The organism is Klebsiella sp. KTE92, from assembly GCF_000398905.1.
GTDB lineage: Bacteria > Pseudomonadota > Gammaproteobacteria > Enterobacterales > Enterobacteriaceae > Klebsiella > Klebsiella variicola.
Genome location: NZ_KB976100.1, coordinates 4,284,461 through 4,308,363 on the forward strand (window position 1 = coordinate 4,284,461; position 23,903 = coordinate 4,308,363).

Genomic DNA, 23,903 nt, shown 5'->3' on the forward strand with positions numbered 1-23,903 from the left:
CGCTTATTCCGCGGACACTGGAACTAATACGTCTTTTACCAGCGGGTCATCGGTGGTTTTTAACCACGTCTGGATCCGCGGGTCAGAAAAAGCCTGTTTTAATTTGACAATATTTTCCTGCGATAAATACGGTGTACCAATCACTAATTGCGAAGCAAAGGTGCGCGGCGCCGGCGGGAATAATATGCCTTTCTCACGCGGCACTTTCCCGGCGTCAAATTGCGAGACATAGCCGATGGCGGCATCCACCGAATTTAACGCCCGCGGCATGGTCAGCAGATCCAGCTCTTTAAAGACAAACTGATGCGGGTTACCGACAATATTTTTCAGCTTCGCCGTGCGCGGCTCCACCGCCGGGTCGAGCGAGATCAACCCAATGCGCTGGAGCAGCCACAGGGCCTGCCCCTGATTGGCGCCATCGTCAGGCACGACAATGGTCGCGCCGTTGGGCAACGCCTGTACCGACGAGTAGCGGTCGGAATAGATGCCAAACGCCCACTGGAACACCGGCACCGTGGTCGACAGCGCAAAGCCGTTAGCGTCCACCACCTGTTTAAGCCACCACTGATGCTGATAGATCGTCCCGGCATACTGACCTTCCGCTACCGCGCGGTCAGCCTGTACCGGATCCTGCACCCCCACCGCCTCCAGTTTCAGACCGTAATCGGGCGCAATATGCTGATTAATATACTCAATGATCCGCTGCTCGCCGGCCATCGCCGGCTCGTAGTGAATTTTTAACGTGCTGCCGAAGACCACCTGCTGGCTTTGGGTATGTCCCCGCCACCACCAGAAGGCGATGGCGAGCAGGATTATCACCGCCAGCGCCGCCAGCCAGGGCCAGCGCCGCGCTTTACGTAACTCAAATTGCTCTGTTGTCATACAAGGTTCCCCTGCGTGTGGCGTAAACGGTTGACCAGACGGTCACCCAAAAATTGAATCAACTGGATCGTGGCGATCAGGGCAACAATCGTCGCGATCATGATGTGGTTGTCGAAGCGCTGATAGCCGTACACCACGGCCAGGTAGCCGATGCCGCCGGCGCCGATGGTTCCGGCGATAGCCGAATACTCAATCATCGAGACCAGGTTTAGCGTCACCGCCGCCACCAGCGCGGGCAAGGCTTCACTGAGCTGCGCGCTGGCAATGATTTGCCAGCGCGACCCGCCGCAGACGACCCCCACTGCGGTGACCTCCGCCGGCAACTCGCGCAGCGCGTTCTCCACCAGACGGCCAAAGAACGGGACGCCGGCGGCGATCATCGGCACCACCGCGGCGGGGATGCCAATCGTGGTGCCGGTCAGCCAGTATGTGAACGGGATAATGGCGGCCATCAGCACCAGAAACGGCAGCGAACGTCCCATATTGACCACCCAGTTCAGCAGCCGGTACAGCAGTGCGTGCGGAAATAAGCCCCGCGGCGAGGCGTTAAACAACACCACCCCCACCAGCCCCCCCAGCGTGACGACAAACAGCATCACAATGGCCACCATCAGCCAGGTTTCGCCATAGGCGGGGAGCAGCAGCGAAGGGATTTCGCCCCAGGGGGTATCCTGGCTGATGACTGTCGGTTTCATACCGCCTCCCTGAGCAATGGCGCGCTGTCGAGGATCTCCGCCGTAATACCGAGCTGCGCCAGCAGGCCCTGCAGTCGCGCGGGCGACAGGCGTTCGCCCTGAAAACGCACTCCGGCCTGCAGGCGACCGGCCAGCCGACCATTGATCACCTCGACGTGACCGCCAAGGAGATCGATCTGCAGCGCCCACTGCTGGCTCAGGCGGCTGATCCAGTCGGTGGCCACCGGCACATCCCAGCGGTAGCTCAGACGCAGCAGCAGATCGCTGTGGGTCGCTGCCGCCGGCGTCAGCGGCAACAGCTGCTGGCCGAGCAGAGAATCGGGGCGCGCCAGCAGATCTTCGATCCGCCCGTACTGGACGATCGTCCCGTCGCGGATCTCCGCCACCGCATCCGCCGCCGTGCGCACCGCGTCCATTTCATGGGTGATCAGGACGATCGCCAGCTGGTACTCGTCACGCAGCCGCTTGAGCAGAGCCAGCACCGAGGCCGTGGCCTGAGGATCGAGGCCGGAGGTGGCTTCATCCGCCAGCAGAACGGACGGGCGCAGCGCCAGCGCGCGGGCAATGCCGATCCGCTGGCGCTGGCCACCTGAGAGCTGGGCCGGCCAGGCATCCGCTTTGTGGCTCAGGCCGACGCTCTCCAGCAGCTCGCCAACCCGCGCCTTGATATCGCGCTCCACCACGCCCAGCCACGCCAGCGGCAGGGCGACATTCTCCCAGGCGGTCCTGCGGCTCAACAGCGCCGAAGACTGGAAAACGGTGCCAATCGCCCGCCGTTCCCGGCGCAGCGCCTCGCCGGACAGCGCCGACAGATCCTGGCCATTGATACGAATGCTGCCGCTGTCCGGTTGCTCCAGCAGGCTGATGCAGCGCGCCAGGGTTGATTTACCGGCGCCGCTCGGCCCCACCACCGCGGTGATGGAGCGCTCAGGCACCTGCAGCGACAGCCCTTTCAGCACCGCGCTGAGCCGGCCATCCGCCGTGCGGTAACTTTTATGCAGGTCATCGATAGCGATCATGTCACCTTCTCCTCTACCGATGCCGCCGTGCGCGCATCGCGGCGGTAGCTGGCGCCCGGGTGAGGCGCGGCCAGACGCGGGCCGGCGCCGAACAGTTTTTCGCGCAGGGTCCCCTCGCGGTACTCCTGCTTAAAGACGCCGCGCTTTTGCAGCTCAGGCACCAGCAGCTCGACGACGTCGCGGAAGGTTTCGTGAGTGACGGCATAGGCGAGGTTAAAGCCATCGACGTCCGTCTCTTCGACCCAGGACTGCAGTTCGTCCGCCACGGTTTGCGCGCTGCCAACCACCAGCGGACCGAAGCCGCCGATCCCCGCCCAATCGGCCAGGGCCTGCACCGTCCACTGGCGGTTCGGATCAGCGGTCGAAAAGGCCTCCACCGCCGACTGAATGGCGTTGGTGTGCAGATACTTCAGCACCTGATCCGGCTGATACTGGCCGAAATCGATCCCCGTCCAGCCGGAGAGCAGCGCCAGCGCGCCTTCATAGCTGACGTACTGCTTATATTCCTGCCACTTCGCCTGCGCCTCACGGTCGGTGTCGCCGACAATCACCGTCTGCAGGTTGAAGATCAGGATGCTGTGCGGATCGCGCCCCGCCTCAACTGCCCGGCGGCGAATATCCGCCACCGTCTTCTTCAGCAGCACCTTCGACGGCGCTGCGACGAAGACGCATTCGGCATGGCCGGCGGCGAACTGTTTGCCGCGGCTGGACGCCCCCGCCTGATACAGCACCGGCGTGCGCTGCGGGGATGGCTCGCAGAGGTGGATCCCCGGCACGGAAAAGAACTGTCCCTGATGGTTAATGGGATGGATTTTCCGCGGATCGCTGAAGATCTTCCGCTCTCTGTCGCGCAGCACCGCCCCGTCCTCCCAGCTTCCCTCCAGCAGTTTGTAGATCACCTGCAAATACTCATCGGCATAGTCATAGCGGGTGTCATGATCGGTCTGAGTCTGCTGGCCGATATTGCGCGCCCCGCTCTCCAGATAGGAGGTGACGATATTCCAGCCCACCCGCCCTTTGGTCAGATGATCGAGCGTCGACAGACGACGAGCGAAGGGGTAAGGATGCTCAAACGACAGCGAGGCGGTCAGGCCGAAGCCCAGATGCTCCGTCACCAGCGCCATCGGGGTGATCAGTGCCAGCGGATCGTTGACCGGAACCTGCGTCGCCTGGCGGATCGCCGCGTCGCCGCTGCCGTTCAGTACGTCATAGATCCCCAGCACGTCGGCGATAAACAGCCCGTCGAACTTGCCGCGCTCCAGCAGCCGCGCCAGATCCACCCAGTACTCCAGATCTTTATACTGCCAGGAGCGATCCCGGGGATGCGCCCACAGGCCCGGCGACTGATGGCCGACGCAGTTCATATCGAAAGCGTTAAGACGAATTTCACGTTGTGATGACATAGCAATCTCCATAGCGCGGCCCGTCGCCGGGGCGCACGCGGCAAAATGAATCAGGGAAAATAAAGGGAGGTATTCAGTACGCAGGACATCGGGAGTCCAGCGGGATCCCGAGCGTGAGTAACGCTTGCGCCGCCACGTCGGCGGCATGGTCGGCTACCTGCGGCAGGCCCATCAGTTCGCCAAAACGCCCGCGGGCGGCCGGACCGGCCACCAGCACCGGCGGCGCCTCAACGTGCGGCTCAGCCACTGCCCGGGAACGGCTGTCCACCTCCAGGCCCATGCCGAGGGCATCGGCGCGAATCAGGCCGCGGCGGGCGAGGTCCTGTAAAAATGGCTGGCTGTCGGTCAGGGCGCGGTGTGCGGGTCCGGTCGTCAGGATCAGGTGATCGACGCTCAGGGTCTGCACGCCGCCGCCGCGCCGCGCCAGCGTCAGACGCAGCGTTTCGCCTTCACCGCTTATCGACAGTAGCCTGGCCGCCTGCACCTGTAGACTGCCCGTGCGCTGGCGCGCCTCCAGCACCTCGGCGACCTGCGGCGCCACGCGGTAGCGGTGGACATCCCAGTAATGGCGCAGATGGCGCAGAAAACGCTGGCGATCGGCGACGCTGAGCGCCTGCCAGATCCGCTGCCCCTGCTGACGAACCGCATCCAGCACCACCTGCCAGCTCAGGCCCTGCTGCGCCGCATACGCGACGTCGAGGCGGATCTGACGCAGGCGCTGACGCAGGTTGCCCTGCTGATAGTCGCCGGGCCAGGTTGTCCCTGCGCCGCTAAGGTTGCCGCGCGACAGCAGGCCGTGGCGCGAAAAGGCGACGATACTGCCGCGGTGGCCCAGCCGGTCCAGCGTCGCGACCGTATCGGCCATGGTTAATCCGGTGCCCATCACCGCCACCCGGGCGTGCGGGGCGATGGCATCGAGCGCGCCGGGCTGCCACGGGTTGGCAATCAGCGCCGGATGATGACGCCAGGCTTCGGCCTGCGGCGGCAGCGAAGGCGGTGGATGACTGATCGCCAGCACCAGCAGATCGGCCTTAAGCTGCAGGCCGCCGTCGGTGGTCACCGTCCCCTGATGAAAAGCGAGCGCCCGATCGCGCAGGTGGCGAAGCCGTCCGCCGCTGGACGCCACGGCGTCGGCAAAACGCTGCGCCACATAACGACCAAACTGGCCGCGCTGAGGGTAGACGGAACCGTCCGGGCGCAGCGCCTGCACATCGACGTCAAAGGCAGGCTGATGGCGGTACCAATGATCGAAGGCGCCCTCTTCGTCGCCGGCCAGCTGCATGCGAGCGGCCGGGACGTTAATCCGGTGCGTCGGCTCCGCAGTGGAGTAGGCCACCCCTGCCCCGGGGGACTGGCGCGGCTCCAGCAGCGTCACGCGCACCCCGTTCGGCGCCAGGCGCAGCAGCTCAATCGCCACCGCCGCGCCGCTAAAGCCGCCGCCGATAATCACGATATGCGGTTCTGCACTCATCGCAGCCCTCCTCCGGTATGCTGTCTCATGGTCGCGCTCCGGGCCATCAGCTGGCGCTGACCTGGCGCACCGGGCGCTTATCGCCGCCGATGGTTTCGCCAAACGGACCGGTGTTCACGCTACGCGCCTTCGACGAGGCCGCGTTTTCCAGCGGCAACAGAGGCATCACCAGCTCAGCAAAGCGGTGCGCTTCTTCCAGATGTGGGTAGCCGGAGAAGATAAAGTTGCTGATGCCGAGCGCCTGATATTCGCGGATGCGTTCCGCTACCTGCTGCGGATTACCTACCAGCGCGGTACCCGCGCCGCCGCGCACCAGTCCGACGCCGGCCCACAGATTGGGCGCAATGCGCAGATTATCGCGCGACCCCTGATGCAGGGCGCTCATCCGCGCCTGGCCGGCCGAGTCCATGCGGGCGAAGATCTTTTGCGCCTGGGCAATGGTATCGTCGTCAAGATGGGCGATCAGCCGGTCGGCGGCGGCCCATGCCTCTTCTTCCGTTTCGCGCACAATGACGTGCAGACGAATGCCGTACTGCAGGGTGCGTCCGCGGGCCGCGGCGCGATCGCGCACCACCGCCAGCTTCTCCGCCACCAGTTCCGGGGGTTCGCCCCAGGTCAGATAGCTGTCGATCTGCTCGGCCGCCACATCAATGGCCGCCTCAGAAGAGCCGCCGAAATAGAGCGGCGGGCCATTCTCCTGTACCGGCGGGAACAGCACTTCAGCACCTTCCACATGAATATGCTCACCGTGATAGTCCACTTTTTCCCCGCGCAGCAGGCGGGTGTAAACATCGAGAAATTCGCGGGTCACCTGATAGCGCTCGCTGTGGCTGAGGAAGATACCGTCGCCTTTGTTTTCCACCGGGTCGCCGCCGGTAACGACGTTGATCAGCAGCCGACCTTCCGATAAACGGTCGAGGGTGGCCGCCATCCGCGCCGCCAGGGTTGGCGGCTGCAGGCCCGGCCTGACCGCCACCAGATAGCGCAGACGGCGGGTCAACGGCGCCAGCGCCGAGGCCACCAGCCACGAATCTTCACAGCTTTTACCGGTGGGGATCAGCACGCCGTAGTAGCCCAGACTGTCGGCCGCCAACGCCACCTGCTGCAGATAAGGTAAATCGACCGGGCGTCCACCCTCGGTGGTACCCAGATAACGGCCATCGCCATGGGTAGGTAAGAACCAGAAGACATTGATCTTGTCGGGAGCTTGCTGCGTCATTATCTATTTCCTATATAACCATATCCGATATTTATCGAAGAGATGTTTTAATTTGGTTATATGAGTGTTAGCGATAATCATGCCAATGGTGAATAAAAAATTAATCTTTTAAAATCAATGCACTGAAAACGGCTTCGCCGCGCCACGCTGTTGCAAATCGCGCAGCCGCCGCGCATCCGCTGGCGCATTTGCAACAGCCGCGGGCCTTCCCCCTCTGGTTTCTGCGGCCGCCGCAGGATAAGTTCAGAGCGTCAACGATCGGAGGCCCGCTATGCTGAACCCAGAATCCCCTTCCACCGCTCCCGCGCTGATCGACCCGGCGTCGAAGGCCTTCCAGAGCCTGCTGGACAAGCTCGCGCCAACGGAGGCGACCGTGCTGATCGTGGGCGAAACCGGCACCGGCAAGGAGGTGGTGGCGCGCTATCTCCATCATCACAGCGCCCGTCGCCAGCAGCCGTTTCTGGCCGTTAACTGCGGCGCGCTGACCGAGAGCCTCGCCGAAGCCGAACTGTTCGGCCATGAGAAAGGCGCCTTCACCGGCGCGCAGCAGGGACAGCCCGGCTGGTTTGAAGCCGCGGAAGGGGGGACGCTGCTGCTGGACGAGATCGGCGAATTAAGCCTGCCGCTGCAGGTCAAGCTGCTGCGAGTGCTGCAGGAGCGTGAAATTACCCGCGTCGGCTCACGCAAAGCGATTAAAGTGAATGTCCGGGTGATTGCCGCCACCCACGTCGACCTGGCCCAGGCGATCCGCGAGCGCCGCTTTCGCGAGGATCTCTACTATCGACTGAATATCGCGGTGGTGCCGCTGCCGCCGCTGCGCCAGCGTCGGCAGGATATCCCGCTGCTGGCGCACCACTTTTTATCACTCTACGCCCGGCGCCTCGGGCGGCCAACCCTGCGTCTGGCGCCGGAATCACTGGCCCGGCTGATGGACTATTCGTGGCCGGGCAATATTCGCGAGCTGGAAAACACCCTGCACAACGCGGTGCTGCTCAGTAAAGAAGAGGAGATCAGTCCTGCCCAGCTGCGCCTGGCGACGCTCAACGACGCCCCGGCGCCGGCGAGCGATCATGAACTGGACGACTTTATTCGCCACCAGCTGGCGCTTCCCGGCGAGCCGCTGTGGCAGCGAGTGACCAGCGCCCTGATTCGCCACGCCATGGCGCATTGCGACGATAACCAGAGCCAGGCGGCCGCGCTGTTGGGGATCAGCCGGCATACCTTGCGCACCCAGCTCGCTAACCTCGGGCTGATCAAAAGCCGCCGCCGCCCGCCTGCGCCGCCGCGGGCGTTCGCCAACGCAGCCGGGGCCGATCGCGAACTGCGCATTGGCTACCAGCGCTTCGGCAGCCTCGGGATCCTGAAAGCCCGTCAGAGTCTGGAAACCGCCTTCGCCAGCCTCGGCGTCAACGTGCTGTGGAGTGAGTTTCCTGCCGGACCGCAGCTCCTCCACGCCCTCGCCTGCAACGAGATCGACTTCGGCACCACCGGAGAAGCGCCGCCGGTGTTTGCCCAGGCCAGCAATAGCGAACTGATGTACGTGGCGTGGGAGCCGCCGGCGCCGCGCAGCGTGGCGATGGTCGTCCCGCAGGAGAGCGACATTCGCCAGCTCAGCGATCTGCGCGGTAAACGCATCGCCCTCAATAAAGGGTCGAATGTCCACTGGCTGCTGCTGCAGATCCTCGAGGACGCCGGCCTGGGTCTGAACGACGTGCGGGTGGTCTATACCCCGCCGAAATATCCGCTGACCGCCAGCGACTACCTGGCGGTTGACGCCTGGATGATGTGGGACCCGCTGCTCAGCGACGCCGAACACACCGGCGAGCTGCGGGTGGTCGCCAGCGGCGAAGGACGAGTCAACAACCATCAGTTTTATCTTTCGCGACGGGACTACCTCGCTCAGCACGGCGATATCATGCGCCGTCTGCTGACGGAGCTGACCCACACCGGGCAGTTTATCGACTCACATCGTGGCGAAGCGGCCCGCTTACTCTCGGCAGAGCTGGGGATTGACGCCCGGTCGCTGAGCATGGCCCTCGCCCGCCGCAGCCATCGCCCGCGGCCGATGGATCTGTCGGTGATCCGCGCCCAGCAGACCATCGCCGATCGCTTTTACGCCCTCGGGCTTATCGCCAAACCGGTCCCGGTGCGCGAAGCGGTGTGGTACGGCGAACCCGCGCCGGGCGTCATCAGCCCGCTGATGGCGGTCAGTTAGCGAAATTTGCGCGTTATCTTCCTGATTGTTCAGGCGCAGATAGCCTCGATCCGATGGCGATGTTACCCTAAAGACGCTGAGAATAAGGGGGTATCTGTGGCTGTTCATCTGTTAATCGTCGACGCGTTAAATCTGATCCGCCGCATTCATGCGGTGCAGGGTTCGCCCTGCGTCGATACCTGCCTGCATGCGCTGGAGCAGCTGATCGTCCACAGTCAGCCCACCCACGCGGTGGCGGTGTTCGATGATGAGGATCGCGCCCACGGCTGGCGCCACCAGCGCCTGCCGGAGTACAAAGCCGGCCGCGCGCCGATGCCGGAAACGCTGGTGGCCGAGATGCCAGCGCTGCGGACCGCCTTCGAACAGCGGGGGATCCGCTGCTGGGCCTCGCCGGGCAGCGAAGCGGACGACCTCGCCGCCACCCTGGCGGTAAAGGTGGCCCAGGCGGGCCATCAGGCCACCATTGTCTCCACCGACAAAGGCTACTGTCAGCTGCTGTCGCCCACCATCCGCATCCGCGACTACTTTCAGAAGCGCTGGCTGGACGCGCCCTTTATCGCCAGCGAGTTCGGTGTCACTCCGGAGCAACTGGCGGATTACTGGGGGCTGGCGGGGATCAGCAGCTCGAAGGTGCCGGGCGTGGCGGGCATTGGCCCCAAAAGCGCCGCCCAGCTGTTGAACGAGTTTCAGGACCTGGAGGGGCTGTACGCCCGTCTGGCCGAGGTGCCGGAGAAGTGGCGCAAAAAGCTGGCCGCGCATCAGGAGATGGCCTTCACCTGCCGGGAAGTGGCCCGCCTGCAGACCGACCTCCAGCTGGATGGCAATCTGCAGCAGCTGCGGCTGACGCGCTAACCATCGTTAAGAGGTGCGCCGGTGCAGGGTAACTGCCTCCGGCACTGCCTGCTTTACCCGGGCCAGGCAATCACCAGGCCGCCTGATATAACCCGACGATATCGGCCAGGCTCGCCTCACGCGGGTTACCGCCGGTACACACATCCTCCAGCGCCGCCTGCGCCAGCGCCGGAATATCCTCTTTCCTGACGCCCACCTCGCGCAGATGGCCGGGAATACCGACATCGCGGTTTAGCTGGCAGACCGCCTCCACTGCCGCCTCGCGCGCGGCAGTCAGGCTTAACGCTTCCACCCTGACGCCCATCGCCCGGGCGATATCGCGATATTTTTCCCCCGTCGCCTCAGCATTAAAGCGCATCACGTGCGGCAAAAGGATGGCATTCGCCACGCCGTGCGGCGTGTTGTAAAAAGCGCCGAGCGGATGCGCCATGCCGTGCACCAGCCCGAGCCCGACGTTGGAAAATCCCATCCCCGCGACGTACTGGCCGAGCGCCATGGCTTCGCCCGCGCCGGCATCCCCGGCAACCGAGCCGCGCAGCGCCCCGGCAATGATCTCGATGGCCTTGAGGTGCAGCGCATCAGTCAAAGCCCAGGCGCCGCGGGTGAGATATCCTTCGATAGCGTGCGTCAGGGCGTCCACGCCGGTGGCCGCCTTCAGCGCCGGCGGCATGGCGTCCATCATATCGGCATCGATAAAGGCCACCTGCGGGATATCATGCGGATCGACGCAGACGAACTTACGCCGCTGTTCTTCATCGGTGATGACATAGTTAATCGTCACCTCCGCCGCGGTACCCGCGGTGGTCGGCACCGCGAAGATCGGCACGCTGGGCTGACGGGTGGGCGACAGCCCCTCGAGGCTACGGACATCGGCGAATTCCGGGTTACGCTGAATAATACCGATCGCCTTACAGGTATCCTGCGGCGAACCGCCGCCGATGGCGATCAGGTAATCCGCCCCGCTGCGCTGAAAGGCCTGCAGCCCCTGCTGGACCACGGCAATGGTCGGGTTTGGGATCACGTCGCTGAACATATCCCATGCCAGCCCGGCGGCATCCAGTTTGTCGGTGACTTTCGCCGCCACGCCGCAGCGGGCGAGGGTGCTGTCGGTGACGATCAATGCTTTGCGATAGCCGCGCCGCGCTACTTCATCGGTTAATGCGTTTATCGCCCCCCGGCCAAACCACGCCGTTTCGTTGAGGATCATTCGGTTTGCCATCGCGTCTCTCCTGTTAGCGTTGCGGCATCACTCTTCAATACGTAATCCGTAGGTTTTGAACTTCTCCAGCACGATGGCGATCGCCTCGTCATCCAGCACCGGTACCGGGTCGATAATCGCCAGGGTGCTGAGGTAGAGCTGGGCCAGGACTTCCACTTCATGCGCCAGCCAGAGCGCTTTCTCCAGGCTGGCCTCGCAGGCGATCAGGCCATGATGCTGCAGCAGCGTGGCTTTGCGGTGCTTCAGCGCTACCGCGACATGCTCAGACAGCTCGCGGGTGCCGAAGGTGGCATAGGGCGCGCAGGGGATCGAATTCCCGCCGGCCGCGGCGATCATATAGTGGATGGCCGGGATGGGCCGGTTGAGGATCGACACCGCCGTACAATGGACAGCGTGATTGTGGACCACCGCCTGGGCATCGGGCCGCGTCTGGTAGGCCGCCTGATGAAAACGCCATTCGCTGGAGGGCAATTTTCCCTGCTCATGCTGGCCATCGGCATCAATAAAGACGATCTTGTCTTCCGTCAGCTTTTCATACGGGATACCGGTGGGGGTGATCAACATTCCTCCCTGATAGCGCACGCTGACATTGCCGGCGGTCCCCTGATTTAACCCCAGGCGGGTCATTTCCAGGCAGGTATCGATAATCTGCCGGGCCAGTCTGTTTCTTTCCATTGCGTTCCTCTTGTGGTGACTCATCATCCGTCAACGGCAGGGCAACAGAAATATCGTCGGCTACCGTGGGATAGGGTGAATAATGGTCTTCATCATCAACCTGAATAATCAAAGGGGAATTTTCATGACTATATTTTGTGAGCCGCGTCAATTATTCCAGCATAAATAAAGGAATTATGCCGGTTAAGAGAGTGTTTAAAATGCCCGTTCTTAATAATATTTCATCAAGCGGGCATTTTATTTCTTTGTAACATTTGCCCGTTTTCCACGATATACATTCATTCGGTCATTAGCGTTGTGGTTTTGTGAATTTATTTTCTCAAACGGTCAGCGTTTTTGAAAAATTAAAGTGACAATTATCACATAAAATGGCCCGCAGATCGTTAAGTGTGACCATCATCATATTAACAGGCGGTTTTTATTTGAAAATGAAGTCATGAGTTCCGCCGTGACTTTCATTTCACTCACCGGCGCGTCACCTGAGCTCACTTAATTTTGCGGTCTGCTGCAGCACCAGACTGCGCCCTGAATGCTGTTGTAAATGCTTCTGAACTGATGAGGACGCTATGGGAAACACAACGATACCAACGCAAAGTTACCGCGCCATGGAGAGCGGGCAGAGTAAGAGCTACATTATTCCTTTTGCTCTGCTGTGCTCCCTCTTTTTTCTGTGGGCGGTGGCTAATAATCTGAATGATATTTTATTACCGCAATTTCAACAGGCCTTTACCCTGACTAATTTCCAGGCCGGATTAATTCAGTCGGCCTTTTATTTTGGCTATTTTATTATTCCCATCCCCGCTGGGATGCTGATGAAAAAATTCAGCTATAAAGCAGGCATTCTTACGGGTCTGTTTTTATATGCCTGCGGCGCCGCGCTGTTCTGGCCTGCCGCCGAAGTGATGAACTACACTTTATTCTTGATTGGATTATTTATTATCGCCGCCGGGCTTGGCTGCCTGGAAACGGCGGCCAACCCGTTTGTGACCGTTCTCGGTCCGGAAAGCGGCGGTCACTTCCGCCTTAATCTGGCCCAGACCTTTAACTCATTTGGCGCCATTATTGCCGTGGTATTTGGCCAGAGTCTTATTTTGTCTAACGTCCCGCATCAGCCGCAGGATGTGCTGGATAAAATGACGCCAGAACAGCTCAGCGCCTGGAAGCACAGCCTGGTCCTGTCGGTACAAACCCCCTATATGATTATCGTGGCCATCGTCCTGCTGGTCGCCCTGCTGATCGTCTGCACCCGCTTCCCCTCCCTGCAGAGCGATGACCACAGCGACAGCGCGCAGAGCACCTTCCTCGCCTCGCTGACGCGCCTGATGCGCATCCGTCACTGGCGCTGGGCGGTGCTGGCCCAGTTCTGCTACGTCGGCGCGCAAACCGCCTGCTGGAGCTACCTGATTCGCTACGCTATCGAAGAGATCCCGGGCATGACGGCCGGTTTCGCCGCCAACTACCTGACCGCCACCATGGTCTGCTTCTTTATTGGCCGTTTTACCGGCACCTGGCTTATCCGCCGCTTTGCACCGCATAACGTGCTCGCTATCTATGCGTTTATCGCCATGCTGCTCTGTTTGCTCTCCGCCTTCAGCGGCGGCCACGTCGGTCTGCTGGCCCTGACCCTGTGCAGCGCCTTTATGTCCATTCAGTACCCGACCATCTTCTCGCTGGGGATTAAGCATCTGGGCCAGGACACCAAATATGGCTCGTCCTTTATCGTCATGACCATTATCGGCGGCGGGATCGTCACCCCGGTGATGGGCTTTGTCAGCGACGCCGCCGGCAATATCCCGACCGCCGAACTGGTCCCGGCGCTGTGCTTCGCCATCATCTTTATTTTTGCCCGTTTCCGTTCACAAGCGGCGACGAACTAAACCTGTTATCCGCATAACCTGAGGGATCTGTAATGAAAAAAATCAGCTTACCGAAGATCGGTATCCGCCCGGTAATCGATGGTCGTCGCATGGGGGTCCGCGAGTCGCTGGAAGCGCAAACCATGAACATGGCGAAAGCCACCGCCGCGCTTATCAGCGAGAAACTGCGCCACGCCTGCGGCGCCCGGGTGGAGTGCGTGATTGCCGATACCTGCATCGCCGGCATGGCCGAGTCGGCCGCCTGTGAAGAGAAATTCAGCAGCCAGAACGTCGGCGTCACCATCACCGTCACCCCCTGCTGGTGCTACGGCAGCGAAACCATCGACATGGATCCGCTGCGCCCGAAGGCCATCTGGGGCTTTAACGGCACCGAACGTCCGGGGGCGGTCTATCTGGCCGCCGCGCTGGCGGCCCATAGCCAGAAAGGGATCCCGGCGTTCTCCATCTACGGACATGACGTGCAGGATGCCGATGACACCTCGATCCCGGCGGATGTCGAAGAAAAACTGTTGCGCTTCGCGCGCGCCGGCCTGGCCGTCGCCAGTATGAAAGGGAAAAGCTATCTGTCGCTGGGCGGCGTCTCAATGGGCATCGCCGGCTCCATCGTCGACCACAATTTCTTTGAATCCTGGCTCGGCATGAAGGTCCAGGCTGTCGACATGACGGAGCTGCGCCGGCGAATCGATCAGAAAATCTATGATGAAACCGAGCTGGAGATGGCGCTGGCGTGGGCGGATAAACACTTCCGCTACGGCGAAGATCAGAACGCTGAGCAGTATAAGCGCAATGAAACACAGAGCCGCGCGGTGCTGAAAGAGAGCCTGCTGATGGCGATGTGCATCCGCGACATGATGCAGGGCAACCCGAAACTGGCGGAAAAAGGGCTGGTGGAGGAGTCGCTGGGCTACAACGCCATCGCCGCCGGTTTCCAGGGTCAGCGCCACTGGACCGATCAATACCCCAATGGCGATACCGCCGAAGCGCTGCTCAACAGCTCTTTTGACTGGAACGGGGTGCGCGAGCCATTTGTCGTCGCTACCGAAAACGACAGCCTCAACGGCGTGGCCATGCTGATGGGTCATCAGCTCACCGGCACCGCCCAGGTGTTTGCCGACGTGCGCACCTACTGGTCGCCGGACGCCGTTGAGCGGGTCACCGGGCAGCCGCTCACCGGGCGGGCGGAGCACGGCATTATTCACCTGATTAACTCCGGCTCTGCGGCGCTGGACGGCTCCTGCCAGCAACGCGACGCGCAGGGCAACCCGACGATGAAACCTCACTGGGAGATTGAACAGAACGAGGCGGATGCCTGCCTCGCGGCGACCGAATGGTGCCCGGCGATCCACGAATACTTCCGCGGCGGCGGCTTCTCTTCCCGCTTCCTGACCGAAGGCGGCGTGCCGTTCACCATGACCCGGGTGAACATCATCAAAGGTCTGGGGCCGGTGCTGCAAATTGCCGAAGGCTGGAGCGTGGCGCTGCCCAAAGCGATGCACGACCAGCTCGACGCCCGCACCAACTCCACCTGGCCCACCACCTGGTTTGCCCCACGCCTGACCGGCAAGGGTCCGTTCAGCGATGTGTACTCGGTGATGGCTAACTGGGGCGCCAACCACGGCGTGCTGACCATCGGCCACGTTGGCGCGGATTTCATTACCCTCGCCGCCATGCTGCGCATTCCGGTCTGCATGCACAACGTGGAAGCGGCGAAAATCTACCGCCCCTCCGCCTGGGCTGCGCATGGCATGAATATCGAGGGCCAGGACTACCGCGCCTGCCAGAACTACGGGCCGCTGTATAAGCGTTAACAGGTTGGTTTCGCCCGGTGGCGCAGGCTTACCTGGCCTACAGATGCGCGCGGTCTGTAGGCCGGATAAGCGCCGCGCCATCCGGCGATGTTGTTTCGGGAGTCACTATGAAGCAAGACGTTATCCTGGTCCTCGACTGCGGCGCCACCAACGTGCGGGCGATGGCCGTTGACCGACAGGGAAACATTATCGCCCGCGCCGCAACGGCGAACGCCAGCGACATCGCGGCGGAGAACAGCGACTGGCACCAGTGGTCGCTGGAGGCCATTATGCAGCGCTTTGCCGACTGCTGTCGGCAGATCCATGACCAGCTGGCCTCCTGCACGGTGCGCGGCATCACCGTCACGACCTTTGGCGTCGATGGCGCGCTGGTGGATGAGCAGGGTGCCCTGCTGTATCCGATCATCAGTTGGAAATGCCCGCGCACCGCGGCGGTGATGGAGAATATCAGCCAGTATATGCCAGCACACCAGCTGCAGCAGATTGCCGGCGTCGGCGCGTTTGCGTTCAACACCCTGTATAAGCTGATCTGGCTGAAAGAGTGCCACCCGCAGCTGCTGGCGCAGGCCCATGCCTGGCTGTTTATTTCGTCGCTGATCAACCATCGGCTGACCGGGGAGTTCACCACCGACCTCACCATGGCGGGCACCAGCCAGATGCTCGATCTCCGGCAGCGCGATTTCAGCGCGCCAATCCTGCAGGCGACCGGCCTGCCGCGCCGCCTGTTCCCGCGGCTGGTTGAAGCAGGCCAGCCGATCGGCGCCCTGCTGCCGGAGGCCGCTGCGCTGCTGGGCCTTCCCGTCGGGATCCCGGTTATCTCGGCCGGGCATGACACCCAGTTCGCTCTGTTTGGCGCCGGCGCCGGGCAGGATGAGCCGGTGCTCTCCTCCGGGACCTGGGAGATCCTGATGGTGCGCAGCGCCCAGGTCGACACTTCGCTGCTCTGCGACTACAGCGGCTCCACCTGCGAGCTGGACAGCCAGCCGGGCCGCTATAACCCGGGAATGCAGTGGCTGGCCTCCGGCGTGCTCGAATGGGTGCGCAAGCTGTTGTGGAGCGCTGACACGCCGTGGCAGACGCTGATTGCCGAAGCGCAGGCGATCCCGCCCGGCGCCCAGGGCGTCAGGATGCAGTGCGACCTGCTCGCCAGCCAGCACGCCGGCTGGCAGGGCGTCACGCTCAACACCACCCGCGGCCATTTTTACCGCGCCGCGCTGGAGGGGTTAAGCGACCAGCTGGCGCAGCATCTGCAAACCCTGGAAAACATCGGCCGCTTCAGGGCGAAAGAGCTGCTGCTGGTGGGCGGCGGCAGCCGCAACGCGCTGTGGAACCAGATCAAGGCCGACCGGCTTGGAATACCGATCAAAGTTCTCGATGATGCCGAAACCACGGTGGCCGGCGCGGCGATGTTTGGCTGGTATGGCGTGGGCGAGTTCTCTTCGCCGGAACAGGCCAGAGCGCAGGTCGCGTACCGCTACCGCTATTTTTGGCCGCAAACTGAACCTGAATTAACAGAGGAAGCCTGAGATGCTCAAAACCATTTCCCCGCTGATATCGCCGGAGCTGCTGAAAGTGCTGGCCGAAATGGGCCATGGGGATGAAATCATTTTTTCCGATGCCCATTTCCCGGCGCACAGCATGGGGCCACAGGTGATCCGCGCCGATGGCCTGCGGGTCAGCGATCTGCTGCAGGCGATTATCCCGCTGTTCGAGTTAGACAGCTACGCGCCGCCGCTGGTGATGATGGCCGCCGTCGAAGGCGATGCGCTGGACCCGACGGTGGAACAGCGCTATCGGCAGGCGCTATCGGCGCAGGCCCCCTGCCCGGATATCGTGCGGATTGACCGCTTTGCCTTCTACGACCGGGCGCAAAAAGCCTTTGCGATCGTTATCACAGGAGAGCGTGCTAAGTACGGAAATATCCTTTTAAAAAAAGGAGTCACGCCGTAATCTCATGCCGGAGCGTCTGCCTGATGCAGACGCTCAATCAATGATGGGATGAGAATAAATGAAAGCAGCCCGCCAGCAGGCGATCGTCGATCTCCTGATCAACCACAGCAGCCTGACCACCGAAACCTTGTCAAAACAGCTCAACGTCAGCAGGGAAACCATTCGCCGCGATCTGAGCGAGCTGCAGGCGCAGGGCAAAGTGCTGCGCAACCACGGCCGGGCCAAAGTGATCCATCAGCGCAGCCAGGACAGCGGCGACCCTTTTCACATGCGGCTGAAAAGCCATTACGCGCATAAAGCCGATATCGCCCGCGAAGCGCTGGCCTGGATTGACGAAGGGATGGTGATCGCCCTCGATGCCAGCTCCACTTGCTGGTATCTCGCCCGCCAGCTGCCGGACCGCCCGCTGCACGTCTTTACCAACAGCCAGCCCATCTGCCAGGAGCTGGCCAAACGCGACCAAATCACGCTCACCTGCTCCGGCGGCACTCTGCAGCGGAAATATGGCTGCTACGTGAACCCGGCGCTGATTTCCCAACTGAAATCGCTGGAGATCGATCTGTTTATTTTTTCCTGCGAAGGCATCGACCCGCAGGGCGCGCTATGGGACTCCAATGCGTTCAATGCCGACTTTAAATCGATCCTGCTTAAGCGCGCGGCGCAGTCGCTACTGCTGATCGACAAAAGCAAGTTCAACCGCTCCGGCGAGGCGAGGATTGGTCATCTGGATGACGTGACGCATATTGTGTCGGATGCGCCGCAGCCTTAAGGGGAAGGCCGGAGGACGCGCACGCGTCTCCGGCCTGAGGGGGAAGGATTAACGCTCGTCGCGACGTCCGCCGACGGCGGCCCACAGGCGACGCACATGAACGGTCACCTCTTCACGATCGTGATACAGCTGACGCGCCTGGATCTGGGCGTTGATGCCGTGCTCGTCCAGTTGGGCCTGAATATAGGCCAGATTCTGCGACACCTCTTCATAGCGCTTTTTCATCGGCAGCTTGAGGTTGAAGATGGTCTCCCGGCACCAGCCGTTGACCAGCCACTGCGCCATCAGCGCCGCCACCTTCGCCGGTTTCTCCACCATATCGCAGACCATCCACGAGATGTTGTTGCGGTTCGGACGATAGCGGAAGCCATCTTCGCGCAGCCAGGTCACCTGGCCGGTATCCATCAGGCTCTGGGCCATCGGGCCGTTATCGACCGAAGAGACCCACATGTTGCGCTTCACCAGCTGATAGGTCCAGCCGCCCGGGCAGGCGCCGAGATCGACGGCATACATGCCGTTCGCCAGGCGCTCGTCCCACTCGTCCGCCGGAATAAAGACGTGGAACGCCTCTTCCAGCTTGAGGGTGGAACGGCTCGGGGCATCGGACGGAAACTTCAGCCGCGGAATGCCCATATAGAACGGTGAGTTGTTGTTGCTGTACGAGTAGCCGGTATAGCAGCAGCCGGGTGCGATAAAGAACACATGCACCACCGGTCGCTTTGGCGTTTCATAGTTGGTCAGCACGCCCGCCTCGCGCAGCGCCGCGCGTAACGGCACCGTGAACTTGCGGCAGAACTTCATCAGCTCTTTGCTTTCGTTGGTATCCGCCACTTCCACACGCAGCTCGCCACCCTTCTCCACCACGCCCTGCAGCATGCCGACGATCGGGGTAATGCGATCCTCCGGCGGCAGGTCGCGCAGCAGTTCGCCGACCACGAACATCTGACGGGCGAAAATCAGCGAGCTGAACGGCAGATCGCGTACCAGCTTCTCACCGTCGTCTTGCTGATAACCTTCAAAAATCACATAACCAGAGTCTTCTTTGACCCGGGCAAAACCAAACACCTCAAGGCGGGCGGCCTTATCGGTAATTTCTGCTGCGCACTCTTTCTCAAACCCAGGGCGACAATAGAGGACAACCTTATTCATGAACAACGCCCTTACGTTTCAGACGAATTGCACCAATTAACATTAAAACCCAACCGGCGAGGAAGCTTACGCCGCCCACCGGGGTCACGAACGCCCACAGACGTAAATGAGACAGCGCCAGACAATAGAGGCTGCCGCTGAACAGCACGGTCCCTAACGCCAGAAACACGCTGCTCCAGTAGAACCAGATGCTGATCCGGCGCTGCATCGCCACCGCCAGACCAAAAATCGCCAGGGTATGGAAGGCCTGGTACTCCAGGCCGGTATGGATCCAGGCCATCTCCGCCGCGCCGAGCGATTGACTTAATACATGCGCGCCAAAGGCACCCAGAGCCACAAAGATAAAGCCGCTAATCGCGGCGAATATCAGCATAAAACGGCTGGTCATGTTTTTACCCTACAAGTATTTATTGTTCATAACGAAAGCGGAATTTTTCTTGCTCACTTGCCGCTTTCGCCAGGATCCATTGCCGGAAAGCGGCTATTTTACCCAGTTCTGCCTGACTGTCATGGCAAACAAGGTAAAACGCATTCTTACTGACCAGAACATCATTAAACGGACACACCAGGCGACCGGCTTCAATTTCGGACTGCGCCATCACGTTGTTGGCCAGCGCCACACCCTGCCCGTGAATGGCCGCCTGCAGCACCATCGCGCTATGGCTGAAAATCGGCCCCTGTTGCACATTAATATGGCTTAGACCAAGCTGGCGGGTATAAGTTTGCCAGTCGCGACGGGACGCATCGTGAAGCAGCGTATGTTGCGCCAGATCGGCAGGCGTTTTCAATGCTTTGTCGCCGGTGAGCAAGAGCGGGGAACAGACCGGCAGCAGATACTCGGCGTACAATTTTTCCACACGCAGGCCCGGCCAGTTGCCGCGGCCGTAAAAAATCGCCACATCGACATCGTCCGCCAGCTTATCCTCCTGGCGGTCCACCGCCTGGATCCTGACGTCGATTCCCGGATAAGCTGAGTTAAAGCTTGTCAGTCTCGGCACCAGCCACTGAATGGCGAAACTTGGCAATAAACTGACCGTTAATGCCCCTTTGGCGCTGCGCGCCTGCAGTTTACGCGTCGCTTCCGTCAGTTGCGAAAAAATCTCTTTAATATCCTGAAAATAGCTCTGCCCTTCTTCCGTTAACAGCAGCGAACGATTGCGCCGCCGGAACAGCTTAAGGCCCAGAAAATCCTCGAGAGACTTGATTTGATGGCTGACTGCGGCCTGCGTCACAAAAAGCTCATCGGCTGCCCGAGTGAAGCTGAGATGACGTGCGGCTGCATCAAAAACACGTAATGCATTCAGAGGTGGTAATCGCTTCGACATGGTTATTCTGGCTTAGATGTTAACTCAATTTAACAAATAGGAAACAATGATTAACCTATTAGTTTTTTTTATCTGAGCCATTATAAATTGTCCGTTGAGGTTCTACCAGCAAATACCTATAGTGGCGGCACTTCCTGAGCCGGAACGAGAAGCTTTTTTTGGAATGCGTGTTCCATCAAGCTTTTGGCTTACGGTTGTGATGTTGTGTTGTTGTGTTTGCAATTGGTCTGTCTTTGCAGACCCTGGTAGCAAAGCTACCCCTTTTCACTTCCTGTACATTTACCCTGTCTGTCCATAGTGATTTAATGTAGCACCGCAACGCGCGGTGCTTTTTTTTGCCTTTTTACTGCCTTACTCGTCCAGCTCACCCAGCTGTTTCACGTCAGAGCGATTGATCTGCTGTTTGTTGCCCCACGCGTCCTTATACGAGATCATGCCAGTATCATTATCGGTTTGCGGTTTCCCGTCGGTAACGATGGTTCGCCCATCATTGGTATGCATCACATAGTTAGAGGAACAGGCGCTCAGGCCTAAAGTCAGCATACAGGCAGAGATAATCGCAGCGGCCTTAGTCATTTTCATTTTTCTCTCCTTACGGCTATTTATACTATTCGTGACTCGTTAAGTAATAGGTTAAAACACAAACCCAACACTTTTCAGCATAACCCTCTTTGACCCACCTGAAGTCACATTCGGACAATTCCACAGGGCGCAGAGGCCTTGTCACGCCCGGCAAATTGCGCGACGATCGCGGGATTGATACGAGGAATTCCATGAACGCATTCAACCCGGCGCACTTTCGCGCGCAGTTTCCGGCTCTGGCCGATGCCGGCGTCTATCTCGACAGCGCGGCGACCGCGCTCAAACCGCAGGCGGTGATCGACGCCAGCGACCAGTTTTATCGCCTGAGCGCTGGCAACGTCCATCGCAGCCAGTTCGCCGCCGCCCAGCGGCTGACCGAGCGCTACGAGGCGGCCCGCGAGCGCGTGGCGGCGTGGCTTAACGCCCCGTCCGGCAAAGATATCGTCTGGACGCGGGGAACCACCGAGGCCATCAATATGGTGGCGCAGAGCTACGTCCGGCCGCGCCTGCAGCCTGGCGATGAAATTATCGTTAGCGAAGCCGAGCATCATGCCAACCTCGTGCCCTGGCTGATGGTAGCCGGGCAGACCGGCGCCCGAGTCGTCAAACTGCCGCTTGGCGCCGACCGCCTGCCGGATATCGCCAGCCTCAGCGCGCTCATCACCCCGCGCAGCCGGGTGCTGGCCATCGGCCAGATGTCCAACGTCACCGGCGGCTGCCCGGACCTGGCGCAGGCTATCCGCCTTGCTCACGCCGCCGGGATGGTAGTGATGGTCGATGGCGCCCAGGGCGCGGTGCATTTCCCCGCTGACGTGCAGGCGCTGGATATCGATTTTTACGCCTTTTCCGGCCATAAGCTATATGGCCCGACCGGGATCGGCGCCCTGTACGGCAAAAGCGAGCTGCTGGCGGCGATGTCGCCCTGGCTCGGCGGCGGGAAAATGATCGCCGAGGTCAGCTTTGACGGCTTTACGCCGCAGCCGGCCCCTTATGGTCTCGAGGCCGGCACGCCGAATGTCGCCGGGGTAATCGGCCTTAGCGCCGCCCTGGAGTGGCTGGCGCAGAGCGATATCGGCCAGGCGGAAAACTGGAGCCGCAGTCTGGCGAGTCTGGCGGAAGAGGCGCTGGCGAAACGGCCGGGCTTCCGCTCTTTCCGCTGCCAGCAGTCAAGCCTGCTGGCCTTTGAGTTCGACGGTGTTCATCACAGCGATCTGGTGACGCTGCTGGCGGAGTCCGGCATTGCTCTGCGCGCCGGGCAACACTGCGCCCAACCGCTGCTGGCGGCCTTAGGGGTCAGCGGCACGCTGCGGGCCTCTTTCGCCCCCTACAATACCCAAGACGATGTTGCGGCGCTGGTCCACGCGGTGGATCGCGCCCTGGAAATTCTGGTGGATTAATGACAACTCTGCACCCCTTCGGCACAACCATTACCGACGCCACGCTGCGCCAGACCTTCGCCCCGCTGAACCAGTGGGAGGATAAATATCGTCAGCTGATTTTATTGGGCAAAAAGCTGCCGACGCTGACCGATGAGCGCAAAGCGCAGGCCCGGGAGATTGCCGGGTGTGAAAACCGCGTCTGGCTGGGCTATGAGGAGGATGCCGAGGGCAGGCTGCACTTCTTTGGCGACAGCGAAGGCCGGATTGTGCGCGGTCTGCTGGCGGTGCTGTTGACCGCCGTGGAAGGAAAAACCCGCGCCGGGATCCTGGCGCAGGATCCGCTGGCGCTGTTCGACGAGCTGGGGCTACGCGGCCAGCTCAGCGCCTCGCGCAGCCAGGGCCTCAGCGCCCTCAGCGAGGCGGTGCTCGCCGCCGCCCGCGAGGTTGAGGTTTAAGCTCATCCCGGGGGCGGCGCTTGACGCGCCTTGCCCGGGCTACGGGCTCATGCAGTTTTGTCGCCCGGACAGGTGCGCAGCGCCGCCTCCGGGGAATTGTCCTGTAGACCGGGTAAGGCGCCTGCGCCGCGGCCCGGGATTTACGTCGTCTGCCGCTCCGCCTTCGCCAGCATCTTCTTCAGAGCATGCGATACCGCGACGAAGCCAAAGGTCGCGGTCACCATGGTGGCCGCGCCAAAGCCGGAAGCGCAGTCCATCCGTTTCGGCCCTTCCGCCGTGCTCTTCATCGCGCAGACGCTGCCGTCCGCTTGCGGGTAGACCAGCGCTTCCGTAGAGAAGACGCAGTCCACGCCGAGCTTGCCTTTGCTGTTTTTCACCACCCCAAACTGGCTTTTCAGCCGCTCGCGCAGTTTAGCCGCCAGCGGATCCTGGATGGTCTTCGCCAGGTCAGCGACCTGGATCTGCGTTGGGTCAATCTGACCGCCCGCCCCGCCGGTGGTGACCAGCGGCACTTTGTAGCGGCGACACCAGGCGATAAGCGCCGCTTTCGGCCGGACGCTATCGATCGCGTCGATAACATAGCTAAAGCCGACGCCAAGATATTCCGCCACGTTTTCCGGGGTCACGAAATCATCCACCACCGTCACCCGACACTCCGGGTTGATGAGACGAATACGCTCTGCCATCACTTCCGCTTTCGCCAGCCCGACGTTGCCGCTCAGGGCGTGGATCTGACGATTGGTGTTGGTGACGCAGACATCGTCCATATCGATAAGGGTGATCGCCCCGATGCCGGTTCGCGCCAGCGCTTCCGCCGCCCAGGAGCCGACCCCGCCGATCCCGACCACGCAGACGTGGGCATCGGCAAAACATTGCAGCGCTTTTTCACCATATAAACGTGCCGTACCGCCAAAACGCTGGCGCCAGGCATCGCTGATTACAACAGACATAGAACCTCA

General features: G+C 61.3%; 23 protein-coding genes. 9 read left to right on the top strand and 14 right to left on the bottom strand.

Annotation, left to right across the window (positions count from 1 at the left end; all coding sequences use genetic code 11):
* Positions 1–3: 3 nt before the first annotated feature.
* From A1WC_RS05490 to A1WC_RS28050, 7 genes are all read right to left on the bottom strand, one after another.
* On the bottom strand, positions 4–882 hold the full coding sequence (locus tag A1WC_RS05490; RefSeq protein WP_002915265.1) for a MetQ/NlpA family ABC transporter substrate-binding protein: 879 nt from the start codon (positions 880–882) through the stop codon (positions 4–6).
* On the bottom strand, positions 879–1,577 hold the full coding sequence (locus A1WC_RS05485) for a methionine ABC transporter permease (RefSeq protein WP_008806263.1): 699 nt from the start codon (positions 1,575–1,577) through the stop codon (positions 879–881). The genes A1WC_RS05490 and A1WC_RS05485 overlap by 4 nt, the downstream gene beginning before the upstream one ends.
* Positions 1,574–2,596 carry a methionine ABC transporter ATP-binding protein gene (locus A1WC_RS05480; RefSeq protein WP_004174621.1) on the bottom strand — a complete coding sequence of 341 codons (1,023 nt, stop codon included), beginning with the start codon at positions 2,594–2,596 and terminating at the stop codon, positions 1,574–1,576. The genes A1WC_RS05485 and A1WC_RS05480 overlap by 4 nt, the downstream gene beginning before the upstream one ends.
* Positions 2,593–3,999 carry an LLM class flavin-dependent oxidoreductase gene (locus tag A1WC_RS05475; RefSeq protein WP_012540717.1) on the bottom strand — a complete coding sequence of 469 codons (1,407 nt, stop codon included), beginning with the start codon at positions 3,997–3,999 and terminating at the stop codon, positions 2,593–2,595. The genes A1WC_RS05480 and A1WC_RS05475 overlap by 4 nt, the downstream gene beginning before the upstream one ends.
* Before the next feature lie 73 nt (positions 4,000–4,072).
* The gene (locus tag A1WC_RS05470) at positions 4,073–5,470 is read right to left on the bottom strand and encodes an FAD/NAD(P)-binding protein (RefSeq protein WP_016161728.1); all 1,398 of its coding nucleotides are present in this window, start codon (positions 5,468–5,470) and stop codon (positions 4,073–4,075) included.
* 46 nt (positions 5,471–5,516) lie between these two features.
* Entirely contained in the window at positions 5,517–6,689 is a 1,173-nt protein-coding gene (gene ssuD, locus A1WC_RS05465; RefSeq protein ID WP_016161729.1) for an FMNH2-dependent alkanesulfonate monooxygenase, read from the bottom strand.
* A 77-nt stretch (positions 6,690–6,766) separates the two neighbouring features.
* Positions 6,767–6,883 (bottom strand): hypothetical protein, encoded by a 117-nt coding sequence (locus tag A1WC_RS28050; protein ID WP_046882366.1) that lies wholly within the window; start codon positions 6,881–6,883, stop codon positions 6,767–6,769.
* Positions 6,884–6,960: 77 nt separating this feature from the next.
* Between A1WC_RS28050 and A1WC_RS05460 the strand changes: the two genes are divergently transcribed.
* On the top strand, positions 6,961–8,904 hold the full coding sequence (locus tag A1WC_RS05460) for a sigma-54-dependent Fis family transcriptional regulator (protein ID WP_008806268.1): 1,944 nt from the start codon (positions 6,961–6,963) through the stop codon (positions 8,902–8,904).
* Positions 8,905–9,000: 96 nt separating this feature from the next.
* Positions 9,001–9,756 (top strand): flap endonuclease Xni, encoded by a 756-nt coding sequence (gene xni / locus A1WC_RS05455; RefSeq protein ID WP_016161730.1) that lies wholly within the window; start codon positions 9,001–9,003, stop codon positions 9,754–9,756.
* Between the two features lie 70 nt (positions 9,757–9,826).
* Here the strand turns inward: xni and fucO are convergent, their stop codons facing one another.
* Positions 9,827–10,975, bottom strand: coding sequence for a lactaldehyde reductase (gene fucO, locus A1WC_RS05450; RefSeq protein WP_016161731.1), 1,149 nt, complete (start codon positions 10,973–10,975; stop codon positions 9,827–9,829).
* Positions 10,976–11,002: 27 nt separating this feature from the next.
* On the bottom strand, positions 11,003–11,650 hold the full coding sequence (fucA, locus tag A1WC_RS05445) for an L-fuculose-phosphate aldolase (protein WP_008806270.1): 648 nt from the start codon (positions 11,648–11,650) through the stop codon (positions 11,003–11,005).
* A gap of 566 nt (positions 11,651–12,216) precedes the next feature.
* Here fucA and fucP point away from each other — a divergent pair.
* The 5 genes from fucP to fucR all read left to right on the top strand — a co-directional run bounded on the left by fucP (position 12,217) and on the right by fucR (position 18,054).
* A complete protein-coding gene (gene fucP / locus A1WC_RS05440) occupies positions 12,217–13,527 on the top strand; it encodes an L-fucose:H+ symporter permease (protein ID WP_008806271.1) in 1,311 nt (436 codons plus the stop codon).
* 32 nt (positions 13,528–13,559) lie between these two features.
* Positions 13,560–15,335 carry an L-fucose isomerase gene (gene fucI / locus A1WC_RS05435; protein ID WP_016161732.1) on the top strand — a complete coding sequence of 592 codons (1,776 nt, stop codon included), beginning with the start codon at positions 13,560–13,562 and terminating at the stop codon, positions 15,333–15,335.
* 107 nt (positions 15,336–15,442) lie between these two features.
* Complete coding sequence (fucK, locus tag A1WC_RS05430) at positions 15,443–16,861, top strand: L-fuculokinase (protein WP_016161733.1); 1,419 nt, start codon at positions 15,443–15,445, stop codon at positions 16,859–16,861.
* A gap of 1 nt (position 16,862) precedes the next feature.
* Positions 16,863–17,285 (top strand): L-fucose mutarotase, encoded by a 423-nt coding sequence (gene fucU / locus A1WC_RS05425; RefSeq protein ID WP_008806274.1) that lies wholly within the window; start codon positions 16,863–16,865, stop codon positions 17,283–17,285.
* A 58-nt stretch (positions 17,286–17,343) separates the two neighbouring features.
* Positions 17,344–18,054: an L-fucose operon activator gene (gene fucR / locus A1WC_RS05420; protein ID WP_012540709.1), complete on the top strand. Its 711-nt coding sequence runs from the start codon at positions 17,344–17,346 to the stop codon at positions 18,052–18,054.
* Positions 18,055–18,102: 48 nt separating this feature from the next.
* Here the strand turns inward: fucR and rlmM are convergent, their stop codons facing one another.
* The 4 genes from rlmM to A1WC_RS05400 all read right to left on the bottom strand — a co-directional run bounded on the left by rlmM (position 18,103) and on the right by A1WC_RS05400 (position 21,104).
* Positions 18,103–19,203: a 23S rRNA (cytidine(2498)-2'-O)-methyltransferase RlmM gene (gene rlmM / locus A1WC_RS05415; RefSeq protein WP_008806275.1), complete on the bottom strand. Its 1,101-nt coding sequence runs from the start codon at positions 19,201–19,203 to the stop codon at positions 18,103–18,105.
* Entirely contained in the window at positions 19,196–19,591 is a 396-nt protein-coding gene (locus A1WC_RS05410; RefSeq protein ID WP_002915543.1) for a DUF423 domain-containing protein, read from the bottom strand. The genes rlmM and A1WC_RS05410 overlap by 8 nt, the downstream gene beginning before the upstream one ends.
* Before the next feature lie 19 nt (positions 19,592–19,610).
* Complete coding sequence (gene gcvA / locus A1WC_RS05405) at positions 19,611–20,528, bottom strand: glycine cleavage system transcriptional regulator GcvA (RefSeq protein WP_002915545.1); 918 nt, start codon at positions 20,526–20,528, stop codon at positions 19,611–19,613.
* 351 nt (positions 20,529–20,879) lie between these two features.
* Entirely contained in the window at positions 20,880–21,104 is a 225-nt protein-coding gene (locus A1WC_RS05400; protein WP_002915549.1) for a YgdI/YgdR family lipoprotein, read from the bottom strand.
* A 197-nt stretch (positions 21,105–21,301) separates the two neighbouring features.
* On the opposite strand from A1WC_RS05400, the gene csdA reads away from it, so the two are divergent.
* Together csdA and csdE are read left to right on the top strand one after the other, a co-directional pair.
* Entirely contained in the window at positions 21,302–22,507 is a 1,206-nt protein-coding gene (csdA, locus tag A1WC_RS05395; protein ID WP_008806276.1) for a cysteine desulfurase CsdA, read from the top strand.
* Positions 22,507–22,944, top strand: coding sequence for a cysteine desulfurase sulfur acceptor subunit CsdE (csdE, locus tag A1WC_RS05390; protein ID WP_012967316.1), 438 nt, complete (start codon positions 22,507–22,509; stop codon positions 22,942–22,944). Before csdA ends, csdE begins: the two co-directional genes overlap by 1 nt.
* Before the next feature lie 140 nt (positions 22,945–23,084).
* Here the strand turns inward: csdE and tcdA are convergent, their stop codons facing one another.
* Entirely contained in the window at positions 23,085–23,894 is an 810-nt protein-coding gene (gene tcdA / locus A1WC_RS05385; protein ID WP_008806278.1) for a tRNA cyclic N6-threonylcarbamoyladenosine(37) synthase TcdA, read from the bottom strand.
* Positions 23,895–23,903 lie beyond the last annotated feature (9 nt).

Excerpts from the sequence above, each read along its gene's own strand:
- fucP (WP_008806271.1), top strand. The coding sequence starts at position 12,217 with ATGGGAAACACAACGATACCAACGCAAAGTTACCGCGCCATGGAGAGC.
- fucA (WP_008806270.1), bottom strand. The coding sequence starts at position 11,650 with ATGGAAAGAAACAGACTGGCCCGGCAGATTATCGATACCTGCCTGGAA.
- A1WC_RS05460 (WP_008806268.1), top strand. The coding sequence starts at position 6,961 with ATGCTGAACCCAGAATCCCCTTCCACCGCTCCCGCGCTGATCGACCCG.
- A1WC_RS05480 (WP_004174621.1), bottom strand. The coding sequence starts at position 2,596 with ATGATCGCTATCGATGACCTGCATAAAAGTTACCGCACGGCGGATGGC.
- tcdA (WP_008806278.1), bottom strand. The coding sequence starts at position 23,894 with ATGTCTGTTGTAATCAGCGATGCCTGGCGCCAGCGTTTTGGCGGTACG.
- fucI (WP_016161732.1), top strand. The coding sequence starts at position 13,560 with ATGAAAAAAATCAGCTTACCGAAGATCGGTATCCGCCCGGTAATCGAT.
- fucR (WP_012540709.1), top strand. The coding sequence starts at position 17,344 with ATGAAAGCAGCCCGCCAGCAGGCGATCGTCGATCTCCTGATCAACCAC.
- A1WC_RS05475 (WP_012540717.1), bottom strand. The coding sequence starts at position 3,999 with ATGTCATCACAACGTGAAATTCGTCTTAACGCTTTCGATATGAACTGC.
- fucU (WP_008806274.1), top strand. The coding sequence starts at position 16,863 with ATGCTCAAAACCATTTCCCCGCTGATATCGCCGGAGCTGCTGAAAGTG.
- fucK (WP_016161733.1), top strand. The coding sequence starts at position 15,443 with ATGAAGCAAGACGTTATCCTGGTCCTCGACTGCGGCGCCACCAACGTG.
- A1WC_RS05470 (WP_016161728.1), bottom strand. The coding sequence starts at position 5,470 with ATGAGTGCAGAACCGCATATCGTGATTATCGGCGGCGGCTTTAGCGGC.
- csdA (WP_008806276.1), top strand. The coding sequence starts at position 21,302 with ATGAACGCATTCAACCCGGCGCACTTTCGCGCGCAGTTTCCGGCTCTG.
- A1WC_RS05400 (WP_002915549.1), bottom strand. The coding sequence starts at position 21,104 with ATGACTAAGGCCGCTGCGATTATCTCTGCCTGTATGCTGACTTTAGGC.
- csdE (WP_012967316.1), top strand. The coding sequence starts at position 22,507 with ATGACAACTCTGCACCCCTTCGGCACAACCATTACCGACGCCACGCTG.
- ssuD (WP_016161729.1), bottom strand. The coding sequence starts at position 6,689 with ATGACGCAGCAAGCTCCCGACAAGATCAATGTCTTCTGGTTCTTACCT.
- A1WC_RS05410 (WP_002915543.1), bottom strand. The coding sequence starts at position 19,591 with ATGACCAGCCGTTTTATGCTGATATTCGCCGCGATTAGCGGCTTTATC.
- A1WC_RS05485 (WP_008806263.1), bottom strand. The coding sequence starts at position 1,577 with ATGAAACCGACAGTCATCAGCCAGGATACCCCCTGGGGCGAAATCCCT.
- A1WC_RS05490 (WP_002915265.1), bottom strand. The coding sequence starts at position 882 with ATGACAACAGAGCAATTTGAGTTACGTAAAGCGCGGCGCTGGCCCTGG.
- gcvA (WP_002915545.1), bottom strand. The coding sequence starts at position 20,528 with ATGTCGAAGCGATTACCACCTCTGAATGCATTACGTGTTTTTGATGCA.
- rlmM (WP_008806275.1), bottom strand. The coding sequence starts at position 19,203 with ATGAATAAGGTTGTCCTCTATTGTCGCCCTGGGTTTGAGAAAGAGTGC.
- fucO (WP_016161731.1), bottom strand. The coding sequence starts at position 10,975 with ATGGCAAACCGAATGATCCTCAACGAAACGGCGTGGTTTGGCCGGGGG.